This is a genomic window from Microbacterium sp. NPDC057659 (genome assembly GCF_042799915.1).
Classification (GTDB): domain Bacteria; phylum Actinomycetota; class Actinomycetes; order Actinomycetales; family Microbacteriaceae; genus Microbacterium.
Window position 1 is genome coordinate 624,009 of record NZ_JBHVHU010000002.1, and the last position, 25,259, is coordinate 649,267.

Genomic DNA, 25,259 nt, shown 5'->3' on the forward strand with positions numbered 1-25,259 from the left:
GGAGTACCTCCGGTTTTCAGGCCCGCGCGCGCGGAAGTCGCAGCGCCGGTTCGAGCTGTCGGAACAGGCCGCGGGTCGCGATGTCAATCATATCCAGCACCGAATCGAACATCTCGGGGCCGGCATAGTACGGATCGGGCACATCCATGCTGGACGCGTGCGGGTCGAAGGAGCGCAGCAGCGTGACCTTGCCTTCGTCGTCGTCGGTGCTCGCCCATTCGCGCAGGATGCGCTCATGCGTGCGGTCGAGCGCGATCACCAGGTCGTTCTCGCGCCAGGATGCCGCGGAGAACTGCTTCGCGCGGTGCAGCGATCCGTCGTAGCCGTAGCGCTCCAGTGCGTCGAGCGTGCGCTGGTCGGCGCGCTCGCCCAGGTGCCAGTCGCCGGTGCCCGCGCTGCGGGACACCAGACGGGAGCCCAGACCGTGCTCTTCGGCGAGGGCGCGCAGGACGACCTCGGCCATCGGCGAGCGGCAGATGTTGCCCGTGCACACGAAGATGACGCGGAAGGGCTCCGGGTCGGTCATCGTCCCATTCTGCTCTCCGCACGCGGCGACCCGCATCCCACAGGCGCAGTTCATCCCGAGTTCTGCACAGGTTCGCACAGCTCGCGGGACGGGCGGAGGAGCGGATGCCGTCCCCGAGCATCCTGGTGGACATGATCGACATCACCGCAGCCGACGTGTCGGCACAGCAGGACGCCTGGGCATGGGTCGTGGCGTCCGCGGCACTGGAGGAGGCCGTGAACGGGCTGTATTCGGCCGGTGTGCTCCTGGACGCGCTCGCGGATGCGGTCGGCTGGCAGGTGGCGGCGGGGCACTACCTGCGGGTGCAGATCCTGTCCGTCCGTCAGGACGTGCAGCAGAGCATCGTCACGACACGTGACCTGCACAGCCGACTCGAAGGGGTGATGGGCTGATGGCGGGGGTGGCAGAGCCGGAGTCGTACGGGGCGGCCGCAGGATTCGAAGGGGCGCCGATGCCCGATGGCAGCAGCATGCAGGAGATGCTCGGGGAATCGAACGAGCTGCAGATCTTCTCGGGCGGAGCGATCGCCGTGAACACGGAGGACATGCGGGCGGTGGCGGTGCAGCTGGACGCGGTCGGAAGCACTCTCGGCGACGCGGTCGCCTCTCTTCACCGAGCATGGGAGGCGGTCGATGCGGCGCCGACGCTGCGCACCAGAGTGGATGCGGGATCGTTCTGGGACTGCACGACGAGACTGGATCGGACGCGCGACGCCGGGCAGGACTACGCGAGCCGGGTGCGGCTCATGGCCGACGCCTTCGAGTACGCGGACCTGCGCGCGCGAAGGGAGACGCTCGGTGTCGGGTTCCCCGCCGACCTGCAGAAGCGGCTCGACCTCCTGGCCTCCGATTCGCAGGTGACCGAGGAGGCCGACAGATGGCTGGGCATCTGGGACGGCAACCGGTATAGCGGGGGAGAGGTCGCGGGGGATGCGGCGCCCTGGGCTTCGGCCGTTCTTCCGGCCCTTCTCGGCTCGGGGCCGGGCGGGTTCCTGGCGGGCTTCCTGCCGGTCGCGATCGGTGCGGGCGTCGAGCTGGTGCGGGCGCTCGGCATGGGCGCGGTCGGTCCTGGGGAGCGGTTGATCGAAACCGGGGTGCAGGTGTCGCTGGAGCGGACCGTGAATCTCGACAGGAGCGCAGGGCCGGTCCGACCGCCCTCGGGCACGAGAGCGGCGTTCGAGCGCACTCGGGAGAACGGTGGCGATCAGCAGATCCGGATCGACAAGTACACGATGCCGGACGGCACCACGCAGTATCAGGTGTTCATCGACGGGACAGAGGACAAGCTCAACGGTGACGACAACCCCTGGGACATGCGCTCGAACATCGACATGTACTCGTACCGCCACGTGAGTGCGTCGTATGAGGCGGTGCGCCAGGCGATGGCGGATGCCGGCATCGAACAGGGCGACACCATCGACATCGTCGGCTATTCGCAGGGCGGGATGATCGGGTCGTTCCTGGCCGCCGGGGGAGACTTCGACGTCCGCTCGCTGACGACGTTCGGAAACCCGACGCCACCGGCGCTGGGGGAGCGGACGCTGGTCGCAGAGCTGCGCAACACGAACGACCTGGTCGGGGGCGCGCTCTCCGCCAACGGGTCTGCCGGCATGACGGGGTCCAAGGACAGCTTCGTCGCGATGCGTGACACGGGGTCGCACACGGTGATCGGCGCACACCTCGATGAGGCCTATCTGAGGACGGCCGAACTGGTCGACGACTCGGGCGACCCCCGTTCCGAAGCACTGCAGGCCAGGTGGGGTGAGCTGAACGCGGCGACCAAGGTCGAATCCTTCTCATACCGCGCGCATGAGAAGGCCTGAGTCAGCGGCTGTCGGCAGCCTTGCGCTGCGGGCGCAGGATGATCGAGAAGATCCAGTTGATGAGCGAGATCACGATCGCCGCCACGACGCCCCACCAGAACGAGTTCACCTCGAGGCCCCAGCCGAAGAAGTGCGTGATCCAGGCGGTCAGCCACAGCAGGAAGCCGTTGATGATCAGGCCGATCAGCCCGAGCGTGAGGATGTACAGCGGGAACGCGATGATCTTGATCACCGTGCCGATGATCGTGTTCACCAGCGCGAAGATCAGGGCGATGCCCAGCAGGGTGATGATCATCTGCAGGTCGCGACCAGGTGGGAAGGGGCGCACGCTCACCTGGAGTACCGGCATGAGGGTGACGACCCAGATGGCGAAGGCGTTGACGACGACGCGGACGATGAATCGCATGCCCCGAGTCTGACATCCGAACCGTCTCGGCGCATCAGCCACGCGTGTTGCTCCCGGTGTCCGGCGGCATCCGGCGCTCGCGCCGGACATGGAAGACTCGACCCATGGCCTACGACTTCGAGACGATTGTCGACCGCACCGGCACCGGTGCCGCCAAGTGGGAGGAGATGCGCGAGGCGAACCCCGACGTTCCTGCGGGCATCTCGCCGTTCTCGGTCGCCGATCTCGACCTGCCCATGGCCCCCGAGATCACCGAGGGCCTGCTCGAGCACCTCCGCACAGCCGTGCTCGGGTACACGATCGCCACCGACGACTACTGGGATGCGGTGACCGGATGGTTCCAGCGTCGTCACGGGTGGACCGTCGATCGTGAGCACATCTCGCTCGCGCCGGGTATCGTGCCCGCCTTCTTCACCGCTATCCGCGCGTTCACCGAGCAGGGTGACGGCGTGATCGTGCAGACCCCGGCGTACTACCCCTTCTACCGCGGCATCCGTTCGAACGGGCGCACCGTCGTCGGCAACCCGCTGGTGCTGCGCGACGGACGCTGGCGCCTCGACCTCGAGGACCTCGAGGCCAAGGCGAAGGACCCGCGCAACAAGGTGCTGCTGTTCTGCAGCCCGCACAACCCCACGGGGCGTGTCTGGGAGCGCGACGAGCTCGAGGCCGTCGCGCGCATCGCGCTCGAGAACGACCTCGTCGTGATCAGCGACGAGATCCACTTCGACCTTGTGCTGCCCGGCAGCACGCACACCGTGTTCTCCGAGCTGAGCCCCGAGATCGCCGCCCGCACGATCGTGTGCACCGCGCCGAGCAAGACGTTCAACCTGGCCGGCATGCAGACCAGCAACATCGTCATCAGCGACCCCGCGCTGCGCGAGGCGTACAACGACGAGCGCACCCGCACCGGCTTCTTCACGCTGAACGCGCTCGGCTTCGAGGCCTGCCGTCTCGCCTACACGCAGGCCGAGCCGTGGCTCGACCAGCTCATCGAGCTGGTCGCCTCGAACCACGCCCTGGTGCGCGCATTCATGGCCGAGCGGATGCCGGAGGTCGTGGTGTTCGATCTCGAGGGCACCTACCTGCAGTGGATGGACTTCCGCGCCTACGGTCACGACGCCGACGAGCTCAAGCGCATCAACGAGCAGGAGGCGCTGGTGTTCTTCGACGAAGGTGCCGTGTTCGGCCCCGAGGGCGAGGGCTTCGAGCGGATGAACCTCGCAGCCCCCGCCCACGCGATCAGTGCCGCACTGGAGCGCCTCGCCACCGCCTACGGTCATTGATCCCGGCGGTCGCATGGGGCGATGCCGGCGATATGCGCTCGTCGCCCCGACTCTTAGACTCGTACCGTGACTGAGCCGATCCTGCCCCGCATCCGTCCCGAGATCGCGGCGCTGCCGCCGTATCGCCAGGGCAAGCAGGCGGGCGCCGACGCATTCAAGCTGTCCAGCAACGAGAACCCGTTCGAGCCGCTGCCGTCGGTCGTCGCCGCCCTGCAGCACACGACCCCGGTGAACCGCTACCCGGATGCCTCGGCCGGCGCGCTGCGCGCGCGACTGGGCGAGAAGTGGGGCGTGGCCCCGGACTCTGTGCACGTGGCCGCCGGCTCGGTGTCGATCCTGCACCAGCTCGTGCTCGGCACTTCGAGCGTGGGCGACGAGGTGCTCTACGCCTGGCGCTCCTTCGAGGCCTACCCGAGCCTGCCGCTGGTCGCCGGCGCCACCGGCGTCGAGGTGCCGCTCGCGCCCGGCGCGAAGCACGACCTCGACGCGATGGCCGATGCGATCACCGACCGCACCCGCGTCGTGATCGTGTGCACCCCGAACAACCCGACCGGCCCGATCATCACCAGCGCCGAGTTCGCCGCCTTCCTCGAGCGGGTCCCGCAGGACGTGCTGGTGATCCTGGACGAGGCCTACGCCGAGTTCGTCACCGATCCCGAGGCCGTCGACGGGCTGAAGGAGCGTGTCTTCGAGACGCATCCGAACGTCGTCGTGCTGCGCACGTTCTCCAAGGCCTACGGGCTGGCCGGCCTTCGCGTGGGCTACGCCATCGGTCATCCGCGCGTGCTCGACGCGGCCCGCACCACCGGCATCCCGCTGTCGGTGACCAGCGCCGCCGAGAACGCGGCGATCGCCAGCCTCGACGCAGAGGAAGAACTGATGGAGCGTGTCGCCGTGATCGTCGAGCGGCGCGAGCGCCTGGTCGCGGGGCTCCGCGAGCTGGGCTGGAAGGTGCCCGACTCGCAGTCCAACTTCGTGTGGCTGCGCACCAAGGAGCGCACCGATGAGATCGCGGCGGCCTTCGTCGAGGCCGGTCTGATCGTGCGCCCGTTCTCGGGCGACGGCATCCGCATCTCGGTCGGCGAGGAGCAGTCGCTCCCGCGCGTGCTCGAGGTCGCCGCCGCCGTGCGCGCCTCCGGCCGTTGAGCGCCCTTCGTCTCGTCGCTGCGCTCCTCGCTCAGGATCCGCGAAGCCGGAAGAAACGCCGGATTCTCCGGGTTCCGAGCAGATACTAGGGCCCCCGAACTATGCGTGACCGGGCATGCGGGCGCGGGTACCGTGGAGCGGGTGACCTCTCCTGAGACCCCCCTCGTACGCGTCCTCGACGCCGACGGACGGTTCGCCCCGACGGATGCCGCGCAGCAGTACCTGCCCCTGATCGAGGCGCTCACCGACGCCGAGCTCGAGCAGTTCTACCGCGACATGGTCGTCATCCGGGCGATCGACACCCAGGCCACCAACCTGCAGCGTCAGGGCCAGCTGGCTCTGTGGCCGCCGAGCCGCGGGCAGGAGGCCGCGCAGGTCGGCTCGGCCTACGCCGCCCGCACGCAGGACACGATCTTCCCGTCGTACCGCGAGCACGTCGTCGCCCGCATCCGCGGCGTCGACCCGGTCGACATCATCAAGTTGATGCGCGGCGTCTCGCACGGCGGCTGGGACCCGACCGACCCGAAGAACGGAAACACCCGGCTGTACACACTGGTGCTCGGCTCGCAGACCCTGCACGCCGCCGGCTTCGGCATGGGTCTCGCCTTCGACGGCAGGTGCGGCACCGGCGACCCGGAGCGCGACGAGGCGGTCGTGGTCTACTACGGCGACGGCGCCTCCAGCCAGGGCGACGTGCACGAGGCGATGGTCTTCGCCGCCAGCTACGACGCACCCGTGCTGTTCTTCCTGCAGAACAACCACTGGGCCATCTCGGTGCCGGTCGCGACGCAGTCGAAGGTCCCGCTGGCCGGGCGCAGCGCCGGCTACGGCATCCCGTCGGTGCGTGTGGACGGCAACGACGTGCTCGCCAGCTACGCCGCCTCGCGGATGCAGCTGGACGAGGCCCGTGCCGGCGGCGGCCCCCGGGCGATCGAGGCCGTGACCTACCGCATGGGCGCGCACACCACGAGCGACGACCCCACGAAGTACCGCGGCAGCGCTGAGGAGCAGGAGTGGGCGCTGCGCGACCCGGTCGCGCGCATGCGGACCTACCTTCTCGGCAGGGGAGCGTCGGAAGCCCTGTTCGCCGACGTGGACGCCGAGGCGGCGGATGCCGCGGAGGACCTGCGCTCGCGCAGCGTGGCGCTGCCCGAGCCCGGACCCGACGCGATCTTCCGGCACGTCTACAGCGAGCCGCATCCGCTGATGGTCGAGCAGGAGAAGTGGCTGGCCGACTACGAGGCATCCTTCGAAGGGGGCGCACTGTGACCATCGAGACGATGCCGCTCGCGAAGGCGCTCAACGCCGGTCTGCGCAAGGCCATGCAGGACGACCCTCGCGTGCTGCTGATGGGCGAGGACATCGGCCCGCTCGGCGGCGTGTTCCGCGTCACCGAGCACCTGCAGGCCGAGTTCGGCGACCGCCGCGTGCTGGACACCCCGCTCGCCGAGTCCGGCATCGTCGGCTCCGCGATCGGCCTCGCCATGGCCGGGTTCCGACCCGTCTGCGAGATCCAGTTCGACGGGTTCGTGTTCCCGGCGTTCGACCAGATCACCACGCAGCTGGCGAAGCTGACCAACCGGCACGAGGGCGCGCTGTCTCTGCCGGTCGTGATCCGCATCCCCTACGGCGGCCACATCGGCGCGATCGAGCACCACCAGGAGAGCCCGGAGGCGTACTTCACGCACACCCCGGGCCTGCGCGTGGTCAGCCCGTCGACGCCGAACGACGCGTACTGGATGATCCAGGAGGCCATCGCCTCGAACGATCCCGTGATCTTCTTCGAGCCGAAGAGCAAGTACTGGCAGAAGGGCGAGGTCGAGCTGGATGCCTCGGCCGCACCGCTGCACGCGACCCGGATCGTGCGCCGCGGCACCGACGTCACCCTCGTCGGCCATGGCGCCATGGTCACCACGCTGCTGCAGGCCGCGGCGCTCGCCGAGGCGGAGGGCACCAGCTGCGAGGTCATCGACGTGCGCTCGCTCTCGCCGGTGGACTACGGCCCGATCCTCGACTCGGTGCGCTCCACCGGGCGCATGGTCTACGCGCAGGAGGCCCCGCAGCACACCAGCCTGGGCAGCGAGATCGCCGCGACCGTGATGGAGCGGGCGTTCTACGCGCTGGAGGCGCCGGTGCTGCGCGTCTCGGGCTTCGACACCCCGTTCCCGCCGGCCAAGCTCGAGGGCGCCTATCTGCCCGACGCAGATCGCGTCCTCGAAGCCGTCGACCGTTCCCTCGCCTACTGACAGGACAAGTCATGAGCACTCAGACCTTCACCCTCCCCGACGTCGGCGAGGGCCTCACCGAGGCCGAGATCGTCAGCTGGAAGGTCGCCCCCGGCGACACCGTCGCTGTCAACGACGTCATCTGCGAGATCGAGACCGCGAAGTCGCTCGTCGAGCTGCCTTCGCCGCACGCGGGCGTGGTCGGCGAGGTGCTCGTCGAGGAGGGGAAGACGATCGACGTCGGCACCCCGATCATCACGTTCGTCACCGAGTCCGCTTCATCGGATGCTGCGCCCGCGAGTGCCTCGGATCCTGAGCGAGCGAAGCGAGACGAAGGGCTGGCCGCCGAGCGCGGCGGTGCGGTGCTGGTCGGCTACGGCACCGGCGGCGGGGCGACCTCGCGGCGCCGCAAGCCGGCCGAGCGCCCGGTGCGCTCCTCGGTCGGCGTGATCGCCAAGCCTCCGATCCGCAAGCTCGCGCGCGATCTCGGCGTGGACCTGGCATCCGTCTCCGCGACCGGCGCCGACGGCGAGGTGACCCGCGACGACGTCATGAAGCACGCCTCGCAGGCCAGCGTGTTCCGCAACATCGAGACACCGGAGTGGGGCGACGTGCGCGAGGAGGTGCTTCCGGCGCCGGCTGCCGCACCGGTCGGTCTCGCGCGTGGGCTGAATCCGGTTCCTGAGCGAGCGCAGCGAGACGAAGGACGCACCGAGGCGATCCCGGTGAAGGGCGTGCGCAAGGCGAGCGCCAACGCCATGGTGCAGAGCGCTTACTCCGCTCCGCACGTGACGGTGTGGAAGGAGATCGACGCCACTCGCACGATGGACCTCGTCAAGCGGCTCAAGGCGTCGCCCGACTTCGCCGACATCAAGGTGTCGCCGCTGCTGATCATGGCGCGCGCCGTGATCTGGGCGCTGCGTCGCACGCCGATGGTCAACGCCGCCTGGGTCGACACGGCCGACGGCGCCGAGATCGCCGTGCGGCACTACGTGAACCTCGGCATCGCCGCGGCGACGCCGCGCGGACTGATCGTGCCGAACATCAAGGACGCCCAGACGCTCGGCATGAAGGACCTCGCCCGCGCGCTGAACCGCCTCACGCTCACCGCCCGCGAGGGCAAGACGGCACCTGCGGATCAGCAGGGCGGCACGTTCACGATCACGAACATCGGCGTCTTCGGAATGGATGCCGGCACCCCGATCATCAACCCGGGTGAGGCGGGCATCGTCGCCATGGGCACGATCGCGCAGAAGCCCTGGGTGGTCGACGGCGAGGTGCGCCCTCGGTGGGTCACCACCGTCGCAGGTTCGTTCGACCACCGTGTGATCGACGGCGACGGCATGAGCCGCTTCATCGCCGACGTCGCCGCGATCCTCGAGGAGCCCGCGCTGCTCGTCGACTGATCCCGGCCGCAGCCGGGGTCCGTCGTCCGTCGGTCGGTGTCCGCCATCTGCAGGCGGAGATCTCGAGAGCGGTCAGGCCTGCAGCCGCTCTTGCACCAACGCGGGCACGGCGCGGGTGCGCGCAGCATCCCGGGCCGTGGCGACGGCGCCGAGCGAGACGACATCGGCGCCGAGTGTCGAGGCGAACAGCTCCGGCGCCGGCAGATGAAGCTGTGACGGCAGGCTGCGTCGGGCCGCCGCCAGCACCGGCTCGATGCTGTCGGCGATCGCGCCGCAGACGATGACGCGCGACGGGTCGAACGTGCTGCCGAGCACGCCGATGATGATGGCGACGGTCTCGCCGACCCGGTCGGCGATCAGCGCGGCATCCGCATCTCCGGATGCCGCGAACTCGAGCACGGTGCGCGGATCGATGTCCTTGCCGTCGGCGAGCGCTCCGACGGCGCCGGACCGATCGAGATCACCGGCGGCGACCGCGCCGCGCACTTCCCGCTCGATCGCGTAGCGCAGTCCGTACGCGGTGCCGACGCCGACCACATGGTCGAACACCACGCCCTCGCCGACACCGCCGTGCGCGCCGTGCAGCAGGTGGCCGTCGACGACAACGCCGGCGCCGAAGCGCTCACCGGCGAGCAGGGCGACGTAGTCCTGGCATCCGGTCGCGGCGCCGCTCGCCCCCTCCGCGGCGGCGGCGAGGGACGCGTCGTTCTTGACCTCGACGACGGGCGCCCAGTCGCTGAGCAGGTCGGCGAGCTCGGGGTTCGTGCGTGCCCAGAATCCCTCCGGATGCGGGGGAGAGATGCCGTCGCGGTTGACCGGAGCTGCGACGCCGGCGCAGACTGCGAGCACGCTCGCGCGCTCCGCCCCGGCATCGTGCAGCGCCTCATCGAGCAGCCCGCCCAAAGTCCTCCGCCGCGCGCCCGCCGATGCGGTGCGGGGCACCTCGATACGCCGATGCGCGAGCACGGCGTCGAAGGGATCGGCCACCGTCACCGCCAGGTGCGAGAGTCCGGAGTCGATGCCGATCACCACGCCCAGGTCGTCGGCGATCTCGAACCGTCGCGCCGGACGCCCGCCGCGGTACTCACCCGCGGAGCGGGCGTTCGGGAGTTCACGGAGGAGGCCGATGCCGGCCAGCGTGTCGATCGCCTCGATCACGGTCGACCGGGTCAGCGCGGTCTCGTTCATCGCGTCAGTGGCGGTGAACACGCCGGCCCTCCAGGCGAAGTCGAGCACAGAGCCGACACTCGCGCGGCCGGCGGCGGAAATCGTCATGGGTCTTGACCCTCCTCCCTCTGTGAGGGTACCGTCTTGACCAGTTGATTCGATGACTAGATTTAATCAAGGAATCTAGCGCGACGGAAGGACGACGGTGTCTCGACGATTGACACGGATGCGGCGGATGGTCGCTGCCGGGGCGGTGATGGTCCTCGGCGGGGCCCTCCTGGCCGGCTGCTCGGCCGACGGGCGCGAGACGATCCGGTTCACGTTCAGCAAACGCGAGGCGATCGCGTTCATGACCGATCTGGTCGCGAAGTACAACTCCTCACAGGACAAGGTCCGCGTCGTCATCGACACCTCGGGGGTCGACGTGGTGTCGGCCAGTTTCGTCAGAGGCAACCCGCCCGACATCATGCTGGCGAACTACAACATGGAGGTATCGCGCTTCGTCGAGCGATGCGCACTGAGCGACCTGGGTGACACGGAAGCGGCATCCGAGGTCAAGGACGACTATCAGCCGCTGCTGGACCAGTACGGGGTCTGTGCAGGCCGCACCAGCGCCCTGCCGTACTCGGTGATGGCGGCATCCGTCATCTACAACAAGCAGATCTTCGCCGACAACGACGTCGAGGTGCCGAAGACCTGGGACGAGCTGCTCGCCGCCTGCGAGAAGCTGAAGGAGGCCGGAGTCACGCCGTTCGAGGCGACGCTGAAGGACGACTGGACCGTCGGCCAGGGCTGGTTCGACTACACGGTCGGCGGCTCGCTGGACGTGATCGACTTCTTCGACGCGATGAAGGCCGAGGGCACGGAGGTCGGGCCCGACTCGGAGACGTCGTTCTCGAAGGACTTCGCCGAGCCGATGGACCGGATGCAGCAGCTGCTGAAGAACTACGTCAACAAGGATGCGCCGAGCCGCGGATACAACGACGGCAACCTCGCATTCGCCCAGGGCAAGGCCGCGATGTACCTGCAGGGCCCGTGGGCGTTCAGCGAGATCGCCAAGACCGCGCCCGACCTCGAGCTCGGCACCTTCCCACTGCCGATGACCGACAGCGAGGACGACCTCGCAGTCCGCGTGAACCTCGACCTCGCCGCGATGATCCCCGAGGGTTCCCGCCACAAGGACGCCGCACGGGACTTCCTCGAGTACCTGTATCAGCCCGAGAACATCGAGGAGTACAACGCCTCGCAGCTCGGGTTCACCCCGACCGAGAGCGCTCCGGCCCCCGATGACCCCCGCATCGAGGGGATGATCGACTACGTCGACGCCGGTCGCATCTACCAGGGCCCCTCCGTGCTGGTTCCGAAGACGATCCCGGTCTTCAACTACGCACAGGCCATGGCGCTCGGCGCCGATCCGGCATCCGTGCTGGCCACGATGGACGCCGACTGGGCTCGCGTGGCGCTCCGCGCACCGGTGCTGAAGAGCGAGACGAAGGAGTCCGCGAAATGACCACCACGACGAACATCGTCACGGCGGGTGACCGGAGGGTCCGCCGCAGCAGCCGCAGAGTCGAGCCGATCTACTACCTGTTCCTGCTGCCGAGTCTGCTGCTGTTCACCCTCGCGATCACGCTGCCGGGAGTCATCGGCATCTTCTTCAGCTTCACCGACTCGATCGGCATCGGCGAATGGAGCTTCAACGGCCTCACCAACTACGTGGCGCTGTTCAGCGATCCGGCCATCCTGCAGAGCTACCTGTTCACCTTCGGCTTCTCGATCGCGACGGTCATCGTCGTCAACGTGATCGCATTCCTGCTCGCTGTGGGGCTGACCTCCCGCATCCGGTTCAAGACCGGCCTGCGCACCGTGTTCGTGATCCCGATGGTGATCTCGGGCATCATCATCGCCTACGTCTTCAACTTCCTGTTCTCGAACTCGATCCCCGCCGCCGGCACGGCGCTGGGCATCCCGTGGCTGTCGACCAGCCTGCTCGCCAACCCCGACCTCGCCTGGACCGCGATCGTCGCGGTGACCGCCTGGCAGGCGATCCCGGGCACGCTGCTCATCTACATCGCCGGGCTGCTGTCCGTCCCGGGCGACGTGTACGAAGCCGCAGCCATCGACGGGGCATCCAAGACGCAGCAGCTCACCCGCATCACTGTGCCCCTCGTCGCCGGCTATGTCGTCATCAACGTGATCCTCGGGTTCAAGGGCTTCCTGAACGCCTACGACATCATCGTCGGCCTCACCAACGGCGGCCCCGGCACCTCCACCCGCAGCATCGCGATGACGATCATCGCGGGCTTCAACGGCGGCGACTACGCCTACCAGATGGCCAACGCGACGATCTTCTTCGTCGTCGCCGTCCTCATCTCCCTCCTTCAGCTCTCGCTGACCCGCGGAAGGAACGCACTCTGATGTCAACGCAGACACTCATCGCCGTCGAGGTCGAGGCCGCCCGCGAGGGCCGGGCCGGTCGAAGGGCGCGCGCCCCCCGCATCCGGATGGAGCGGGTGAACTGGTCGGGCACCGTCATCCTGATCCTGTGCGCGGTCACGGTCCTGCTGCCGCTGTACGTCACCATCTCGATGGCGTTCAAGACGACGAATCAGGCCGTCGACGGCAACGCCTTCTCGCTGCCGGCGCCGTTCTCGATCGATGGCTTCGTGCAGGCCTGGAACCTTACGAAGTTCCCTGTCGGCGCGAGCATCTCGCTGCTGGTCACCGCGGGGACGGTGGTCGCCACGATCGTCCTCGCCGCCTTCGCGTCCTACGCGATCGTGCGCAACTGGGACCGCCGGCTGTTCCGGTACTCGTTCTTCTACCTGCTCGCGGCGATGTTCATCCCGTTCCCCGTCGTCGCTCTGCCGCAGATCCAGCTCACCGGCCGGGTCGGACTGGACAATCCGTTCGGCGTGATCATCCTCGCGACGATGTTCCAGCTCAGCTTCAGCGTGCTGCTGTTCACCGCGTTCCTGCGGTCGATCCCGCTCGAGCTCGAGGAGAGCGCGCGCATCGACGGCGCGAGCACCTGGCAGACGTTCTGGCGGATCATCTTCCCGCTGCTCGGCCCGATGAGCGCCACCGTGGGCATCTTCGCGTTCCTGTACGCGTGGAACGACTTCATGATGCCGTCGCTGATCATCTCCGATCCTGCGCTGCAGACGCTGCCGGTGCGGCAGAACCTGTTCCAGACCCAATTCAGCAACAACTACAACGTGTCGTTCGCCTCGTATCTGATGGCCATGGCCCCCGCGATCGTCGCCTACCTGTTCACGCAGCGCTGGGTGATGGAGGGTGTCACGCAGGGTGCCGTCAAGGGCTGAGACGACCCCCACCCACCCCGAAAGAAGGAGGACACCCCTCTCATGACCGATGCGATCCTCACCGAGAGCCGCACGACGGATGCCGCCGCCTGGTGGCGTCAGGCCGCCGTCTACCAGATCTACCCGCGCAGCTTCGCCGACGCGAACGGCGACGGGATCGGCGACATCCCCGGCATCCTGTCACGGGTCGACTACCTCGCCGATCTCGGGATCGACGCGGTGTGGCTGAGCCCGTTCTACCCGTCGGCGCTCGCCGACGGGGGATACGACGTCGCCGACTACCGCGACGTCGATCCGCGACTGGGCACGCTCACGGACTTCGACGCCATGGTCGCCGCGCTGCATTCGCGGGGGATCAAGGTCGTGGTGGACATCGTGCCGAACCACACCTCGGATCTGCACGCATGGTTCCAGGAGGCGCTCGCCGCGGGACGCGGATCGGCGGCCAGGGAGCGGTACATCTTCCGAGACGGCACCGGACCCGACGGTGCGGAGCCGCCGACGGACTGGCAGTCGACGTTCGGTGGCGGGGCATGGGAGCGGGTCGAGGACGGCCAGTGGTACTTCCACCACTTCGCCGTCGAGCAGCCCGATCTGAACTGGGCGAACCCCGAGGTGCGTGCCGACTTCCTGACGACGCTGCGGTTCTGGTCGGACCGCGGCGTGGACGGCTTCCGCATCGATGTCGCGCACATGCTGACGAAGGACCTCACCGAACCGCTGCCGCAGACGGCCGAGCTCGAGGCGATCCCGCGTGACGGGAACCATCCGCTGTTCGACCGGGATGACGTGCACGAGGTGTACGCCGAGTGGCGGCGGGTGTTCGACTCCTACGATCCGCCGCGGACCGCCGTTGCGGAGGCCTGGGTGGAGACTCCCGAGCGCCGCGCCAGGTACGCGTCGGCGGAGGGGCTGGGGCAGGCGTTCAACTTCGACCTGCTCGTGGCCGACTTCGACGCCACGCAGTTCCGCACGATCATCGCGGACAACCTCGCGCAGGCCGAGGCGACAGGATCGTCGACGACCTGGGTCCTGTCGAACCACGATGTGACCCGGCATGCGACCCGGTACGGCCTGCCCGCGCTGAACGGCCGACGGGTGAAGCAGGGCACCGAATGGGTGCAGGCCGGTGGGCCGGCGGAGCAGCTGGATCGTGACGGCGGGCTGCGCCGCGCGAGGGCTGCGACCCTGCTCCTGCTGGGCCTGCCCGGCAGCACCTACCTGTACCAGGGCGAGGAGCTCGGGCTGCACGAGGTCGCGGCGATCGGGCCGGACCAGCGCCAGGATCCGGCGTTCTTCCGCGGCTCGGAGTTCGACCGGCTCGGCCGGGACGGATGCCGGGTGCCGCTGCCGTGGACGGCAGCCGGCTCTTCCTTCGGGTTCGGCGCCGACGGCGCGCACCTGCCGCAGCCGGACTGGTTCGCGGAGTACGCGGTGGATGCCGAGGCGGCTGATCCCGAGTCGACGTTGAACCTGTACCGCCAGGCACTGCGGCTGCGACACGAGCTGCAGACCGGCGAACAGATGGAGTGGATCGAGACCGGCCGCGATGACGTGCTGCGCTTCGCCCGCCCGAACGGCTGGCAGGTGCTGACGAACTTCGGCACCGCACCGTACCCGTTCGAGGGTGAGGCTGTGCTGTCCAGCGTGCCGACCTCGCCGGGCATCCTGCCGGCCGAGAGCACGGTCTGGCTCGCGCCTCAGAGCTGAACCACTTCGGGGGCCGACACGCCACCCGTCGGACGCTTTCCCTGATCGCGTCCGACATCTGGCGTGTCGGCCCCCGTTCTGTGACATGTGACCCGCGTCTCTTTTGAGAATGATTCTCACTTCCAGTAGTGTTGTCGTCATGAGGAAGACGGCATGGGCGATTCTGACGGCGACGACCATCGGCGCACTCGCGCTGAGCGGATGCTCGGCGCCTGCGGCATCCGACGACGGACGGGTGCAGGTCGTCGCGTCGACCAACGTCTACGGTGACATCGCGGCGACCGTGGGCGGCGATCGCGTCGCCGTCACGAGCATCATCGATGACGCCGCGAAGGATCCGCACTCCTACGAGGCGTCCGCCCGTGACCGGCTCTCCGTGAGCAAGGCTCAGCTCGTGATCGAGAACGGCGGCGGCTACGACGCCTTCATGGAGTCGCTCCGCGAGGGATCGGATGCTCCGGTGATCACCGCCGTCGAGTTCTCGCACGACTACCCCGGAGCCGAGGAGGAGCACGGTGACCACGCCGCCGACCACGACGGTGAAGAGGGTCACGAGGGGCACGACCACATCGAGGGCTTCAACGAGCACGTCTGGTTCGACGTGCACACGATGATCCATGTCGTGGAGCACGTGTCCGAAGACCTCACCGAGCTCGACCCGAAGGGGAAGGCCGAGTACGCGAAGAACGCCGAGAAGCTCGTCGCCGAGCTCGAGGCCTTCGAGAAGGAGCTCGGCACGCTGCACGAGGCGAACGAGGGGCGCCCGATCTTCATGACCGAGCCGCTGCCCGGTTACCTCGCGGCCGCGATCGGACTCGACGACGTCACTCCTGATGGCTTCTCCGAGGCGGTCGAGGAGGGCAACGACGTCGCCCCGGCGACCCTGCTCGCCGCGCGCAAGCTGATCGACTCCCGTCAGGTGGACGCGGTGCTCACCACCGTGCAGACCTCGGGGGGCGAGACCGGTGCAGTCACCGGAGCCGCCGAGAAGGTCGGCATCCCCGTGGTGCCGTTCAGCGAGCTGCTCGCCGCGGATCAGTCGTACGCTGAGTGGATGCACGACGCGATCCAGAGCCTCGCCGACGCGCTCGACCGGTGAGCGGCGCTGCACGCCGGCGGGTTCCGGGGTCCGCCATCGACCGTCCGCCCATCCTCGAGATCCGCGGTGCCGCGCTGCGGCGCGAGGACCGAGAGCTCTGGTCGGGCCTCGATCTCGACGTGCACCCCGGCGAGCTGATCGCGGTGCTCGGCCCGTCCGGCTCGGGAAAGACCACTCTGCTGCGCGCCGTCCTCGGCCTGCAGGCCCTCTCGGCCGGCGACATCCGCTTCGAGGGCGAGTCGATCCATACCGGGAACAAGCGCGTCGGCTACATCCCTCAGCAGCATCCGTTCCCCGTCGACACGTCGATGCGTGCGCGCGACCTCGTCGCGCTGGGCGTGCACGGCACGCGCTTCGGGCTGCCGATCCCGCGCCGCGGCGAACGCGAGCGCGTCGACGAGCTGCTCGCGGCCGTCGGCGCGACCGACTTCGCCGACCGGCCGGTCGGCCTGTTGTCCGGCGGTGAGCAGCAGCGGCTGCGCGTCGGCCAGGCCCTGGCGGACGACCCCGCGCTGCTGCTCTGCGACGAGCCGCTGTCGAACCTCGACCTGGCCAACCAGCGCGCGGTGATCGACATCATCGATCGTCAGCGTCACGAGAAGGATGCCGCGGTGCTGCTGGTCACGCACGACATCAACCCGCTGCTGGGCAAGGTCGACCGCATCCTCTACATCGCCTCGGGCCGGTTCGTGCTCGGGCGCCCGCAGGAGGTGCTGCGCAGCGACGTGCTCACCGACCTGTACGGCACCGCCGTCTTCGTGCTGCGCGCCGGCGACCGCCTCGTCGTGGTCGGGGCGCCGGATGCCGAGACGCGGCATGAGCACGAGCACGATCATGAGCACGAGATCGGCGACGTGCCGGGAGGTTACGCATGATCCCCCTCGCGCTCGACTGGAGCGACATCTTCTCGTTCCAGGACTACGGCGAGCTGGTCGCCCTGCTGTCGAACTCGATCATCGCCGGAGCGGTGCTCGGGCTCGTCGGCGGCCTCATCGGTGTGTTCGTGATGCAGCGCGACCTCGCGTTCGCGGTGCACGGCATCAGCGAGCTCTCCTTCGCGGGCGCCGCCGCCGCGTTGCTGTTCGGCGGCAGCGTCGTGGCCGGATCGATCGGAGGGGCGCTGGTCGCCGCGATCGTGATCGGCCTGCTCGGCACGAGGGCGCGGGAGCGCAACTCCCTGGTCGGCGTGCTGATGCCGTTCGGCCTCGGCCTCGGCATCCTGTTCCTGTCGCTCTACGACGGCCGCAGCGCCAACCGGTTCACCCTGCTGACCGGGCAGATCGTCGCGGTCTCGAGTCCCGACCTCGGCTGGTTGATCGGCATCGGCGTCGTGGTGCTCGCCGGACTCCTGCTGATGTGGCGGCCGTTGCGCTTCGACTCGCTCGACCCCGTGTCGGCGGCGGCGCGCGGCGTTCCCACCCGCGTCGTGGGCCTGCTGTTCATGGTGCTGCTCGGCCTGATCGTCGCGGTCGCGGTGCACATCATCGGTGCGTTGCTGGTGATGGCGCTGCTGGTGACTCCGGCCGCAGCCGCGATGCGCGTGAGCGCCGGCCCGGTCGCGGTGCCGCTGCTGGCAGCGCTGTTCGGGTTCGTCGCCGCCGTCGGCGGCATCCTGCTGGCGCTCGCCGGCACGCTGCCGGTGAGCCCCTACATCACGACGATCTCGTTCCTCATCTATCTCGGATGCTGGGCCGTGCAGCGCATCCGCGGGCGGGTGCGGCGCACGGCCTGACCCTCACGCGTTCGGATCGCCGTAGCGCTCGGCGATGTCCTTCGACGACGGCCAGCCCTCATAGGTCGCGTGCTGCGGCCACCCCTCGGGCACGTCCTGCCACTCCTCCTGGCGGCCGTAGGGCAGCACGTCGGCGATGGCGAAGCTGAGCATGAACTGCTCGGCACCGCGGCCCGTGGTGTGCCAGGTGCGGTAGACATCGTCGCCGTCGCGCAGGAACACGTTGTACGCGAAGCCCTCGCCGGGGCCCGCATCCACATCGGCGCCGAACGGGCTGCCCGCCGACGAGTACCAGGTCATCTGATTGCCGACCCGCTTCTTGTAGGCGAGGATCTCGTCCATCGGCCCGTTCGTGACCGCGACGAAGCGGACGTCGAGCGGCTCGACGATGTCGGGGCGGGCGAACTGCGCGGTTCCGCCGGTGCAGCCGGAGCACTGCCAGGTCGCGCCGTCCGTCCACATGTGGTTGTAGACGACGAGCTGGCTGTGTCCGTCGAAGATGTCGGCGAGTGTGACGGTCGATCCGTCCTCGGCGGTCAGGCGATACTCCGGCATCTTCACGGCGGGCATCCGCCGGCGTGCGGCGGCGATCGCATCGAGCTCGCGGGTGGCGGCCTTCTCGCGCACGCGCAGCTCGGCGAGCGCATCGCGCCAGGTCTGCTCATCGACGACGGGGGGAAGCGCGGTCATGATCACTCCTATGTTCACGGCGTCCACATCTGATATGTTCACACCGTACACATCGGGCGGCGGGAGGGCAAGAGCGTGGCCTACCATCACGGCGATCTCGCAGCGGCGCTGGTCGAGGCCGGCCTCGACGCCACCCGGGAGGGCGGCGTCGACGCGCTCTCGATCCGCGAGGTCACCCGTCGCGTGGGGGTCTCGCCGAACGCCGCCTACCGGCACTACCCCAACCTCGCTGCGCTGCGCGAAGCCGTCGCGACGGCGATCCTCGAGCAGGTGGCGGCGTCGATGGCCGCCGGTGCGGCACCCGACCCCGCTGCACGCCTGCGCACGATCGGCCTCGCCTACATCGACTTCGCCCTGCAGGAGCCGGGCTGGTTCTCGGTCGCGTTCTTCGGCGGCCGAGCCCTCGGGCCGGAGGACATCGCGACCACGCCCGCATTTCGCGCGCTCGCCGCTGCGCTCGGCGACCTCGTCGCGCAGGGGGAACTGCCGGCGGATGCCGCACCCGCTGCGGCCTGGTCGTGCTGGGCGACCGTGCACGGCTTCGCCGAGCTCTGCCTGCACGGACCGCTCGCCGCCATGCCGCCGGCCGAGCAGCGCCGCCTCGCGGCATCCGCCGTCGACGCGATCGTCGCGGGTATCCGCGCCTGACTCGCGGGCGATCGCCTCGCGGCACGCGACCCCCGGATGCTGCGGACTGAACCGCTTGCTGTCGAGTGAACCAGGTGTCGGTGTCGACATGCAGTGCCCTCGTAGGCAAGAGGTTCACTCGGGTGGAGCCGTTCGTGTGTGACGTCAGGAGCGCTGCGTGAAGCGGGTGCCTGCGACTGAACCACTTGTCGCCGACCGACCCACTTGCCGTCGAGCGAACCAGGTATCGACGTCGATAGGGGGTGCACTCGTCGTCGAGGGGTTCATTCGGGCGCGACCCGTGCCGTTCCGCGGCCGACCCGCAGCCCAGGCATCGCACACCCACGCGGCCTAGACTCGGAGCATGGCTCAGCGGAACACCTGGCAGCGGGAACGCGTGCGCGATGCGCTCGGCGACACGCAGGGCTTCGTGAGCGCGCAGAGCCTGCACGCGGCGCTCCGTGACGCCAACACCGGCATCGGACTCGCCACGGTCTACCGTGCGCTCGCCGGTCTCGCGGCATCCGGTGAGGCCGACTCGCTGCAGAGCCCCGAAGGTGAGGCGCTGTACCGTGCCTGCACCACCCAGGGCCACCACCACCATCTGATCTGCCGCTCCTGCGGCCTCACCGTCGAGATCGAGGCCAAGGACGTCGAGCAGTGGGCGCAGCGCACCGCTGCGCAGAACGGCTTCCGCGACGCCGAACACGTCGTCGACATCTTCGGTCTCTGCGCCGACTGCGCCGCCCGTCAGGACGCGAGCGCGTGACGGCCCGGATGCTGCAGTGCACGGAGCCCGTCGCGTGAGCGGCAACGGTGACGCCCCTCTGACGCGCGCGCAGCTTCGCGCGCAGCGCGAGGCCGCGGAGGCTGCGGCGAAGGCCGCCGCCACCGGGCAGCCGATGAATGCGGCGGATGCTGGAACGCCGCAGGCCCCTTCCGATGAGCGGCCGGTGTCGCCGGCACCCGCGACGGCGACCGGAACACACGAGACAGGTGTCCCCGCGGGCGGCACGCCCGTGACGGGTGCTCCTGCGGCTGGAGTACCTGTGACCGGTGCCCCTGCGACCGGCACGCAGGCCCCCGCGACTCCTGCTGGTGGTGCGCCCGCGCCCGGTGCGTCCGTCACCGACAGTCCTGCGGCGAGTACCCCTGTAACCGGCGGCCCTGCAACCGGCGTGACGCCGCCTGCATCTGGTGCCCCTGGCGGCGTCTCCGATCCCGGCGCCGCGGCGCCTGCCTCGGGCCTCTCGGCCCTGAGCGCATCCGAGCGGGCGAGCCGGGAGCCGATCCGCCCCGAGATCATGGGGCCGGAGCCCGAAGACGGTGAACCCGTCTCCCCGGCACCCGCCCCGGTCGAGCCCGAGCGAGAGCCCCGCATCCCGGCGATCATGCGCCGACGTGGTGCGGGCGGCGAGCCCATCCGTCCAGAGCTGATGGATCAGGAGACCGACGCCGCGTCGGAGACCGACCCGCAGCGGGCCGCCGTCTTCGCTGCTGCCGCTGCTGCCGCCGCCGCGGCTGAGGAGGCCGCTGCCGAGACCGCTTCCGGCCCGCGCCGATCCACCTCGCCCGGCCCGCGCCGGTCGTCGGCGTCCGAGCCGCACGACGTTCCACCCATTCCCACGCCCACGTCCCCGGTCTCCCGTCTCGATCCGGTGCCGTGGGAGCCGTCCGCCGAACCGGAGTCCGACGGGTCGGCGTACAAGCGCCGCCGCACGCTCTACATCGTGCTGGCCGCGATCGCCGCCGTGCTGCTGATCGCCGGCGGGGTGTTCGCGTTCGTGTTCTCGCAGTCGCTGCGCGTGCTCGGCGTCGACTTCGATCCGTCCCGCGCCATCCAGTCGCCTGGCACGACGCTGACCTTCGACACGAACCACGACCTCGACACGGTCGACGCCTCGCAGGTGACGGTCGAACCGGCCGTGCCGTTCACCGTGAAGGCGGACGGCGGCAGTCTCGGCATCCGGTTCACCGACGCACTCGACGACAAGACGAGCTTCACCGTCACGGTCAAGGACGCCGCGGCGAAGGACGGCGGCCCGACAGCTGACCTGATCACGACCTTCACGACGCCGAAGTCGCAGATCTTCATCCTGCAGCGGAGCGCGAAGAAGGACGACAAGATCTTCACCTCCGACCTGTCCGGCGAGAACGGCGTGCCGGTCTTCGCCAGCCCGAAGATCGTCGACTTCCGGGCCACCCCGGACAACCTCGTGGTCGTGGTCGAGGAGAAGGGCGGATCCCGCCTGATCGTGATGGACCGCAAGGGCGACAAGCAGCGCGACCTCAAGATCCCCGGCAAGGGCTACATCTCCAGCCTGCAGGTTTCCGATCGCGGCGGTCTGGTCGGCTACACGTACTCCGACGCCGACCTCACCGAGACCAGCGGGCGGGCCAGCGTGCTGGTGACCCAGCCTCTCGACGGCTCCAGCGGACCCTCGATCGTGCAGGTCGACGGGAAGGACGTCGGCGTCTCGGACTGGGAGTTCGTGCCGGACTCCTCGAAGGCGCTGTTCGTGGACTTCTCGAACGCCCTGACCCTCGAGGACCGTGCAGGTGACTCCCCGACGCAGGACCTCGGCCTCGTGGCCGAGCTGCTCGGCACCACTCATGACACGGCGATCATCGAGCGCACCGAGGGCGCGTTCGTCGAGCTCTCGCTGAAGGACGGCGCCGAGCAGCCGCTGCCGGCCACCGACCCCGATTACGGCACGCCCTCCGAGATCGTGCTGTTCCCCGGGGGCACCCTGCAGCACGTCGTGCAGGCCGACGATGCCGGGGTGTCGACCGGGCAGGCCGTCATCCGGGTCGATCCAGACGGCAAGGCGCAGCCGATCTTCGAGGTGGGCGCCGACGCCTCGATCATGCAGATGTGCGCATCGCCGAGCGGGCAGTACGCCGCCGTCACCGTCGCGCCCGACATCGCGAACAACCTCTACGACGAGATGCTGCTGTCCCTGCCGAAGACGCTTCACACGACCCTGCTCGATCTGCGCACCGGCAAGCAGCTGGTGACGCTCTCCGGCTTCGACGTGTCCTGGTGCAGGAGCGCGCCCCAGCCGTGAGCATGCTGCGCCCGGCGACTCGCGGCGACCTCGCCGGTCTGCCGGCCGATGTCGCGCCCGGACTGCTCGGCGCCGAGCTGATCACCGTCGTCGACGGCGAGCAGGTGCGCCTGCGCATCACCGAGGTCGAGGCGTATCACGGCAAGGGCACCGGCCCGGTTCCCGATCCCGGCTCGCACGCCCGGATGGGGCCGACCGCCCGCAACGCCACGATGTGGGGCGAGCCGGGTCACCTCTACGTGTATCTCAGCCACGGCATCCACTCCTGCGTCAACGTTGTGTGCGGCCCGGATGGCGAGGCCGGCGGAGTGCTGCTGCGCGCCGGCGAGATCGTCGAAGGTGTGGATGTCGCAGCTGCGCGCTCCGGTCGCACCGGCCGCGACCTGGCCCGCGGTCCCGGTCGGCTGGGGCAGGCGATCGGCCTGCGGCACGGGCTGCACGACGGGATCGATGCGATCACCGGCATCCCGCAGCACGGCGCGACCGCCGCACTGCTGCTCGGCGAGCCGCTCGCCGAGATCGCGGCGGGGCCGCGCGTCGGCGTCGCCGGGCTCGCCGGCACGGATGCCTACCCGTGGCGCTTCTGGATCCCCGGCGACCGCACGGTCTCGCCGTTCCGCTGGGGCCGCGGCGCAGCCGAGGCCGCCACAGCGCGCACCGGTCGTTGACCGTGTGCGCCGAGTGAACCACTTCGCGACGAGTGAACCGGCTATCGACGTCAATATGTGGTTCAGTCGTCGGCAAGAGGTTCAGTCGACGGCAGGGGGTGTGCTCAGCGACGCTGCGAGCTCACTCGCAGCCGCAGGAACGGCGCACGACCAGCGTGGTCGTGAAAGCCCGGTAGCCCGGCTCCGCGTCTCCCGCGTGCAGCAGCCGGATCGCCTCCTGAGCCATCTCGGCCATCGGCTGCGCCGCCGTGGTCAGCGGCGGCCAGGTGTACTCGGCCTCGGCGGTTCCGTCGAAACTGGCGACCGCGACATCCTCCGGCACACGCAGTCCCCGTGAGTGCAGTGCGGCGATGAGGCCGACTGCGACCTGGTCGGATGCCGCGAAAGCGGCACGTGGCCGTTCCGCGGCATCCGCCAGCGCGATCCCCGCCTGATATCCGCCCTCATAGGAGAACGGCGCGTGGATCCGGGCCCCCAGCGGAAGACCGGCCGCCGTGAGCGCGTCTCCCCAGCCGCGCTCACGGTCGTCGAAGATGCTCGCGCTGCCGATGAACGCGATGCTGCGGTAGTCGTGCCCGATGAGGTGCTCGACTGCCTTTCGTGCCCCGTCGCGGAAGTCCGCGCCGAGGGCGGGCACGCCGACCGCGCCCTGGTACTGGTTGATCAGCACCACCGGGATGCCGAGGTTCTCGACAAGGGCCTGCTCGGCGGCGGTGAGCAGATCGGCGATGATCAGACCGCCGATCTGGCGTGCGGTGAGGTCGTGGATCTGGTCGGCGGCAGAGGTGTGCTCACGGTCGGTGTTCACGATCAGCAGCGACCTGCCCTGCTTCGCGGCGGCCTGCCCGAGCGAGTGGCACAACTGGGCGAAGAACGGGTTGCGGCTGTCGACCACGAGCATGCCGAACATGTCGGACGAGCCCTTCGACAGCGCGCGGGCGGCGGCGTTCGGCCGGTAGCCGAGCACCCTCACCGCGTCCAGCACGCGCTCCTTGGTGAGCGGCGCGACCGGCTTCGGACCGTCGTTGAGCACGTAGCTGACCACGGCCGTGCTGACGCCGGCGTAGCGGGCCACGTCCGCGCGCGTCACCGTGCGCGCACGGATGGTGTGCTCATCAGACATGGGAAGCTCCGGGTGCATCACCCAGGTCGGGGATGATCAGCCTCTCGCCGCCGCGCCGGGCGGACTCGTGCGCGATCACGCCGGGCAGCGTGAACCGCGCGGCCTGCCAGGCGTTCACCGGCGGCAGCGTCTGGTCGACGACGGCGCGGACGAAGTCGTCCACCAGGAAGTGGTGGCTGCCCTCGTGCCCGTTGTGCAGCGAGCGGATCTCGGCGGGGATACGGTCCCGGTCGTGGATCTCGGCATAGCCGGACACGAAGGCGTCGCGCAGCGCCGGCGCGACGTGCGCCAGCGACGGGTCGTCGGGGGAGAGGGATGCGTGGGTGTCGATCTGCGCGGAGATGTCCTGCACGCCCTCCCTGTTCTGCCACACCGTGGTCAGCGCGAGCTGCTCGAACGAGCCCTCGGTGCCGAACCAGCGGAACCGCGACTCGCGCAGGTGCGACGGGTACCCCACCCGGCGGAACTCGTTGATGCGCATCGACCCGCCCGCGGCGAGCTCGAACAGGGCGGTGGCATTGGAGAAGTCGTTGTCGAACTGACTGACGGCCTTGTCGAACACCCCGTCGCCGCGGTCGTCAACGACGCCGACCGCCGTGACCGCCGTGGCGTGCGTGGGCCATGCCCCGAGCACACCGCCGATGGAGTGCGTGGGATACAGCAGCGGAGGATAGCTGGCGGTGGCCTTCCAGTTCTCGCCCCCGGAGTACTGGTACGCCTCGTAGAAGCCGAGGTCCATGTCGTGCACGTAGTCACCCTCGCCGTAGAACAGGCGGCCGAACTCCCCGGCGGCGAGCTTCTTGCGGGCGAACACCGTCGCGGGGTTGTAGAAGCTGGTCTCGCCCATCATGTAGGTGAGACCGGTCTCGCGCACGGTGTCGATGATCTCGGCGATCTCCTCCGCCGAGATGGCCATCGGCACGGCGGAGTACACGTGCTTGCCGGCGCGCAGCGCCTTGATGACGAGCGGACCGTGCGTCCAGCGCTGGGTGAAGATGGCGACCGCGTCGACGGGCGAGGCGAGCATCTCGTCGAAGTCGGCGAAGGTTCCGGCGAAGCCGGCGGTGCGCACGAGCTCGTCGGCGCGCTCGGCGATCAGGTCGGTGACGTATACGGCTGAGACATCGGGGTGGTGATGGAAGAGCGTGGCGAACTGGCCCGAGAACTGGCCGGCACCGACGATGCCCAGAGAGAACGACATGCACCGAGTGTGACACCACCGTTCTACGCGTGTC

At 69.4% G+C, this 25,259-nt stretch carries 24 protein-coding genes; 18 read left to right on the forward strand and 6 right to left on the reverse strand.

Annotation, left to right across the window (positions count from 1 at the left end):
- Positions 1-16: 16 nt before the first annotated feature.
- Entirely contained in the window at positions 17-526 is a 510-nt protein-coding gene (locus ACFVAE_RS11520; RefSeq protein ID WP_378891969.1) for a low molecular weight protein-tyrosine-phosphatase, read from the reverse strand.
- 104 nt (positions 527-630) lie between these two features.
- Between ACFVAE_RS11520 and ACFVAE_RS11525 the strand changes: the two genes are divergently transcribed.
- Together ACFVAE_RS11525 and ACFVAE_RS11530 are read left to right on the forward strand one after the other, a co-directional pair.
- A complete protein-coding gene (locus ACFVAE_RS11525) occupies positions 631-918 on the forward strand; it encodes a hypothetical protein (protein ID WP_378891972.1) in 288 nt (95 codons plus the stop codon).
- Between the two features lie 59 nt (positions 919-977).
- Positions 978-2,348, forward strand: coding sequence for a hypothetical protein (locus tag ACFVAE_RS11530; protein ID WP_378891974.1), 1,371 nt, complete (start codon positions 978-980; stop codon positions 2,346-2,348).
- Position 2,349: 1 nt separating this feature from the next.
- Here ACFVAE_RS11530 and ACFVAE_RS11535 read toward each other — a convergent pair whose 3' ends face one another.
- Positions 2,350-2,754: a phage holin family protein gene (locus ACFVAE_RS11535; protein ID WP_378891976.1), complete on the reverse strand. Its 405-nt coding sequence runs from the start codon at positions 2,752-2,754 to the stop codon at positions 2,350-2,352.
- Positions 2,755-2,858: 104 nt separating this feature from the next.
- Here ACFVAE_RS11535 and ACFVAE_RS11540 point away from each other — a divergent pair, with 104 nt between their 5' ends.
- From ACFVAE_RS11540 to ACFVAE_RS11560, 5 genes are all read left to right on the forward strand, one after another.
- Positions 2,859-4,037 carry a MalY/PatB family protein gene (locus ACFVAE_RS11540; protein WP_378891979.1) on the forward strand — a complete coding sequence of 393 codons (1,179 nt, stop codon included), beginning with the start codon at positions 2,859-2,861 and terminating at the stop codon, positions 4,035-4,037.
- 66 nt (positions 4,038-4,103) lie between these two features.
- Positions 4,104-5,183, forward strand: a complete 1,080-nt coding sequence (locus ACFVAE_RS11545; protein WP_378891982.1) for a histidinol-phosphate transaminase — start codon at positions 4,104-4,106, stop codon at positions 5,181-5,183.
- A 141-nt stretch (positions 5,184-5,324) separates the two neighbouring features.
- Entirely contained in the window at positions 5,325-6,452 is a 1,128-nt protein-coding gene (locus tag ACFVAE_RS11550; protein WP_378891984.1) for a thiamine pyrophosphate-dependent dehydrogenase E1 component subunit alpha, read from the forward strand.
- Positions 6,453-6,463: 11 nt separating this feature from the next.
- On the forward strand, positions 6,464-7,429 hold the full coding sequence (locus ACFVAE_RS11555) for an alpha-ketoacid dehydrogenase subunit beta (RefSeq protein WP_378893557.1): 966 nt from the start codon (positions 6,464-6,466) through the stop codon (positions 7,427-7,429).
- An 11-nt stretch (positions 7,430-7,440) separates the two neighbouring features.
- Complete coding sequence (locus ACFVAE_RS11560; RefSeq protein ID WP_378891987.1) at positions 7,441-8,814, forward strand: dihydrolipoamide acetyltransferase family protein; 1,374 nt, start codon at positions 7,441-7,443, stop codon at positions 8,812-8,814.
- A gap of 72 nt (positions 8,815-8,886) precedes the next feature.
- Here ACFVAE_RS11560 and ACFVAE_RS11565 read toward each other — a convergent pair whose 3' ends face one another.
- Positions 8,887-10,089: an ROK family protein gene (locus tag ACFVAE_RS11565; RefSeq protein ID WP_378891989.1), complete on the reverse strand. Its 1,203-nt coding sequence runs from the start codon at positions 10,087-10,089 to the stop codon at positions 8,887-8,889.
- Positions 10,090-10,207: 118 nt separating this feature from the next.
- On the opposite strand from ACFVAE_RS11565, the gene ACFVAE_RS11570 reads away from it, so the two are divergent.
- The 7 genes from ACFVAE_RS11570 (at position 10,208) to ACFVAE_RS11600 (ending at position 17,848) form a co-directional block, all read left to right on the forward strand.
- A complete protein-coding gene (locus ACFVAE_RS11570) occupies positions 10,208-11,491 on the forward strand; it encodes an ABC transporter substrate-binding protein (RefSeq protein ID WP_378891992.1) in 1,284 nt (427 codons plus the stop codon).
- A complete protein-coding gene (locus ACFVAE_RS11575; RefSeq protein WP_378891995.1) occupies positions 11,488-12,399 on the forward strand; it encodes a carbohydrate ABC transporter permease in 912 nt (303 codons plus the stop codon). The genes ACFVAE_RS11570 and ACFVAE_RS11575 overlap by 4 nt, the downstream gene beginning before the upstream one ends.
- Positions 12,399-13,307, forward strand: coding sequence for a carbohydrate ABC transporter permease (locus ACFVAE_RS11580; RefSeq protein WP_378891998.1), 909 nt, complete (start codon positions 12,399-12,401; stop codon positions 13,305-13,307). The genes ACFVAE_RS11575 and ACFVAE_RS11580 overlap by 1 nt, the downstream gene beginning before the upstream one ends.
- A 42-nt stretch (positions 13,308-13,349) precedes the next feature.
- Positions 13,350-15,017, forward strand: a complete 1,668-nt coding sequence (locus tag ACFVAE_RS11585) for a glycoside hydrolase family 13 protein (protein ID WP_378892001.1) — start codon at positions 13,350-13,352, stop codon at positions 15,015-15,017.
- 139 nt (positions 15,018-15,156) lie between these two features.
- Positions 15,157-16,116, forward strand: coding sequence for a metal ABC transporter solute-binding protein, Zn/Mn family (locus ACFVAE_RS11590; protein ID WP_378892004.1), 960 nt, complete (start codon positions 15,157-15,159; stop codon positions 16,114-16,116).
- A complete protein-coding gene (locus tag ACFVAE_RS11595; protein WP_378892007.1) occupies positions 16,113-16,991 on the forward strand; it encodes a metal ABC transporter ATP-binding protein in 879 nt (292 codons plus the stop codon). The genes ACFVAE_RS11590 and ACFVAE_RS11595 overlap by 4 nt, the downstream gene beginning before the upstream one ends.
- Positions 16,988-17,848, forward strand: a complete 861-nt coding sequence (locus tag ACFVAE_RS11600) for a metal ABC transporter permease (RefSeq protein ID WP_378892010.1) — start codon at positions 16,988-16,990, stop codon at positions 17,846-17,848. The genes ACFVAE_RS11595 and ACFVAE_RS11600 overlap by 4 nt, the downstream gene beginning before the upstream one ends.
- A 3-nt stretch (positions 17,849-17,851) precedes the next feature.
- On the opposite strand, the gene ACFVAE_RS11605 is transcribed toward ACFVAE_RS11600, so the two are convergent.
- Positions 17,852-18,538, reverse strand: coding sequence for a DUF899 family protein (locus tag ACFVAE_RS11605; RefSeq protein ID WP_378892013.1), 687 nt, complete (start codon positions 18,536-18,538; stop codon positions 17,852-17,854).
- A gap of 75 nt (positions 18,539-18,613) precedes the next feature.
- Here ACFVAE_RS11605 and ACFVAE_RS11610 point away from each other — a divergent pair, with 75 nt between their 5' ends.
- The 4 genes from ACFVAE_RS11610 (at position 18,614) to ACFVAE_RS11625 (ending at position 22,901) form a co-directional block, all read left to right on the forward strand.
- Entirely contained in the window at positions 18,614-19,186 is a 573-nt protein-coding gene (locus tag ACFVAE_RS11610; RefSeq protein WP_378892015.1) for a TetR/AcrR family transcriptional regulator, read from the forward strand.
- Between the two features lie 343 nt (positions 19,187-19,529).
- Positions 19,530-19,934, forward strand: coding sequence for a Fur family transcriptional regulator (locus ACFVAE_RS11615; RefSeq protein ID WP_378892018.1), 405 nt, complete (start codon positions 19,530-19,532; stop codon positions 19,932-19,934).
- 34 nt (positions 19,935-19,968) lie between these two features.
- Positions 19,969-22,233, forward strand: coding sequence for a hypothetical protein (locus ACFVAE_RS11620; RefSeq protein WP_378892021.1), 2,265 nt, complete (start codon positions 19,969-19,971; stop codon positions 22,231-22,233).
- Positions 22,234-22,235: 2 nt separating this feature from the next.
- The gene (locus ACFVAE_RS11625; protein WP_378893559.1) at positions 22,236-22,901 is read left to right on the forward strand and encodes a DNA-3-methyladenine glycosylase; all 666 of its coding nucleotides are present in this window, start codon (positions 22,236-22,238) and stop codon (positions 22,899-22,901) included.
- Positions 22,902-23,022: 121 nt separating this feature from the next.
- On the opposite strand, the gene ACFVAE_RS11630 is transcribed toward ACFVAE_RS11625, so the two are convergent.
- Positions 23,023-24,024, reverse strand: a complete 1,002-nt coding sequence (locus ACFVAE_RS11630) for a LacI family DNA-binding transcriptional regulator (protein ID WP_378892024.1) — start codon at positions 24,022-24,024, stop codon at positions 23,023-23,025.
- A complete protein-coding gene (locus ACFVAE_RS11635; protein WP_378892026.1) occupies positions 24,017-25,225 on the reverse strand; it encodes a Gfo/Idh/MocA family protein in 1,209 nt (402 codons plus the stop codon). Before ACFVAE_RS11635 ends, ACFVAE_RS11630 begins: the two co-directional genes overlap by 8 nt.
- Between the last annotated feature and the right edge of the window lie 34 nt (positions 25,226-25,259).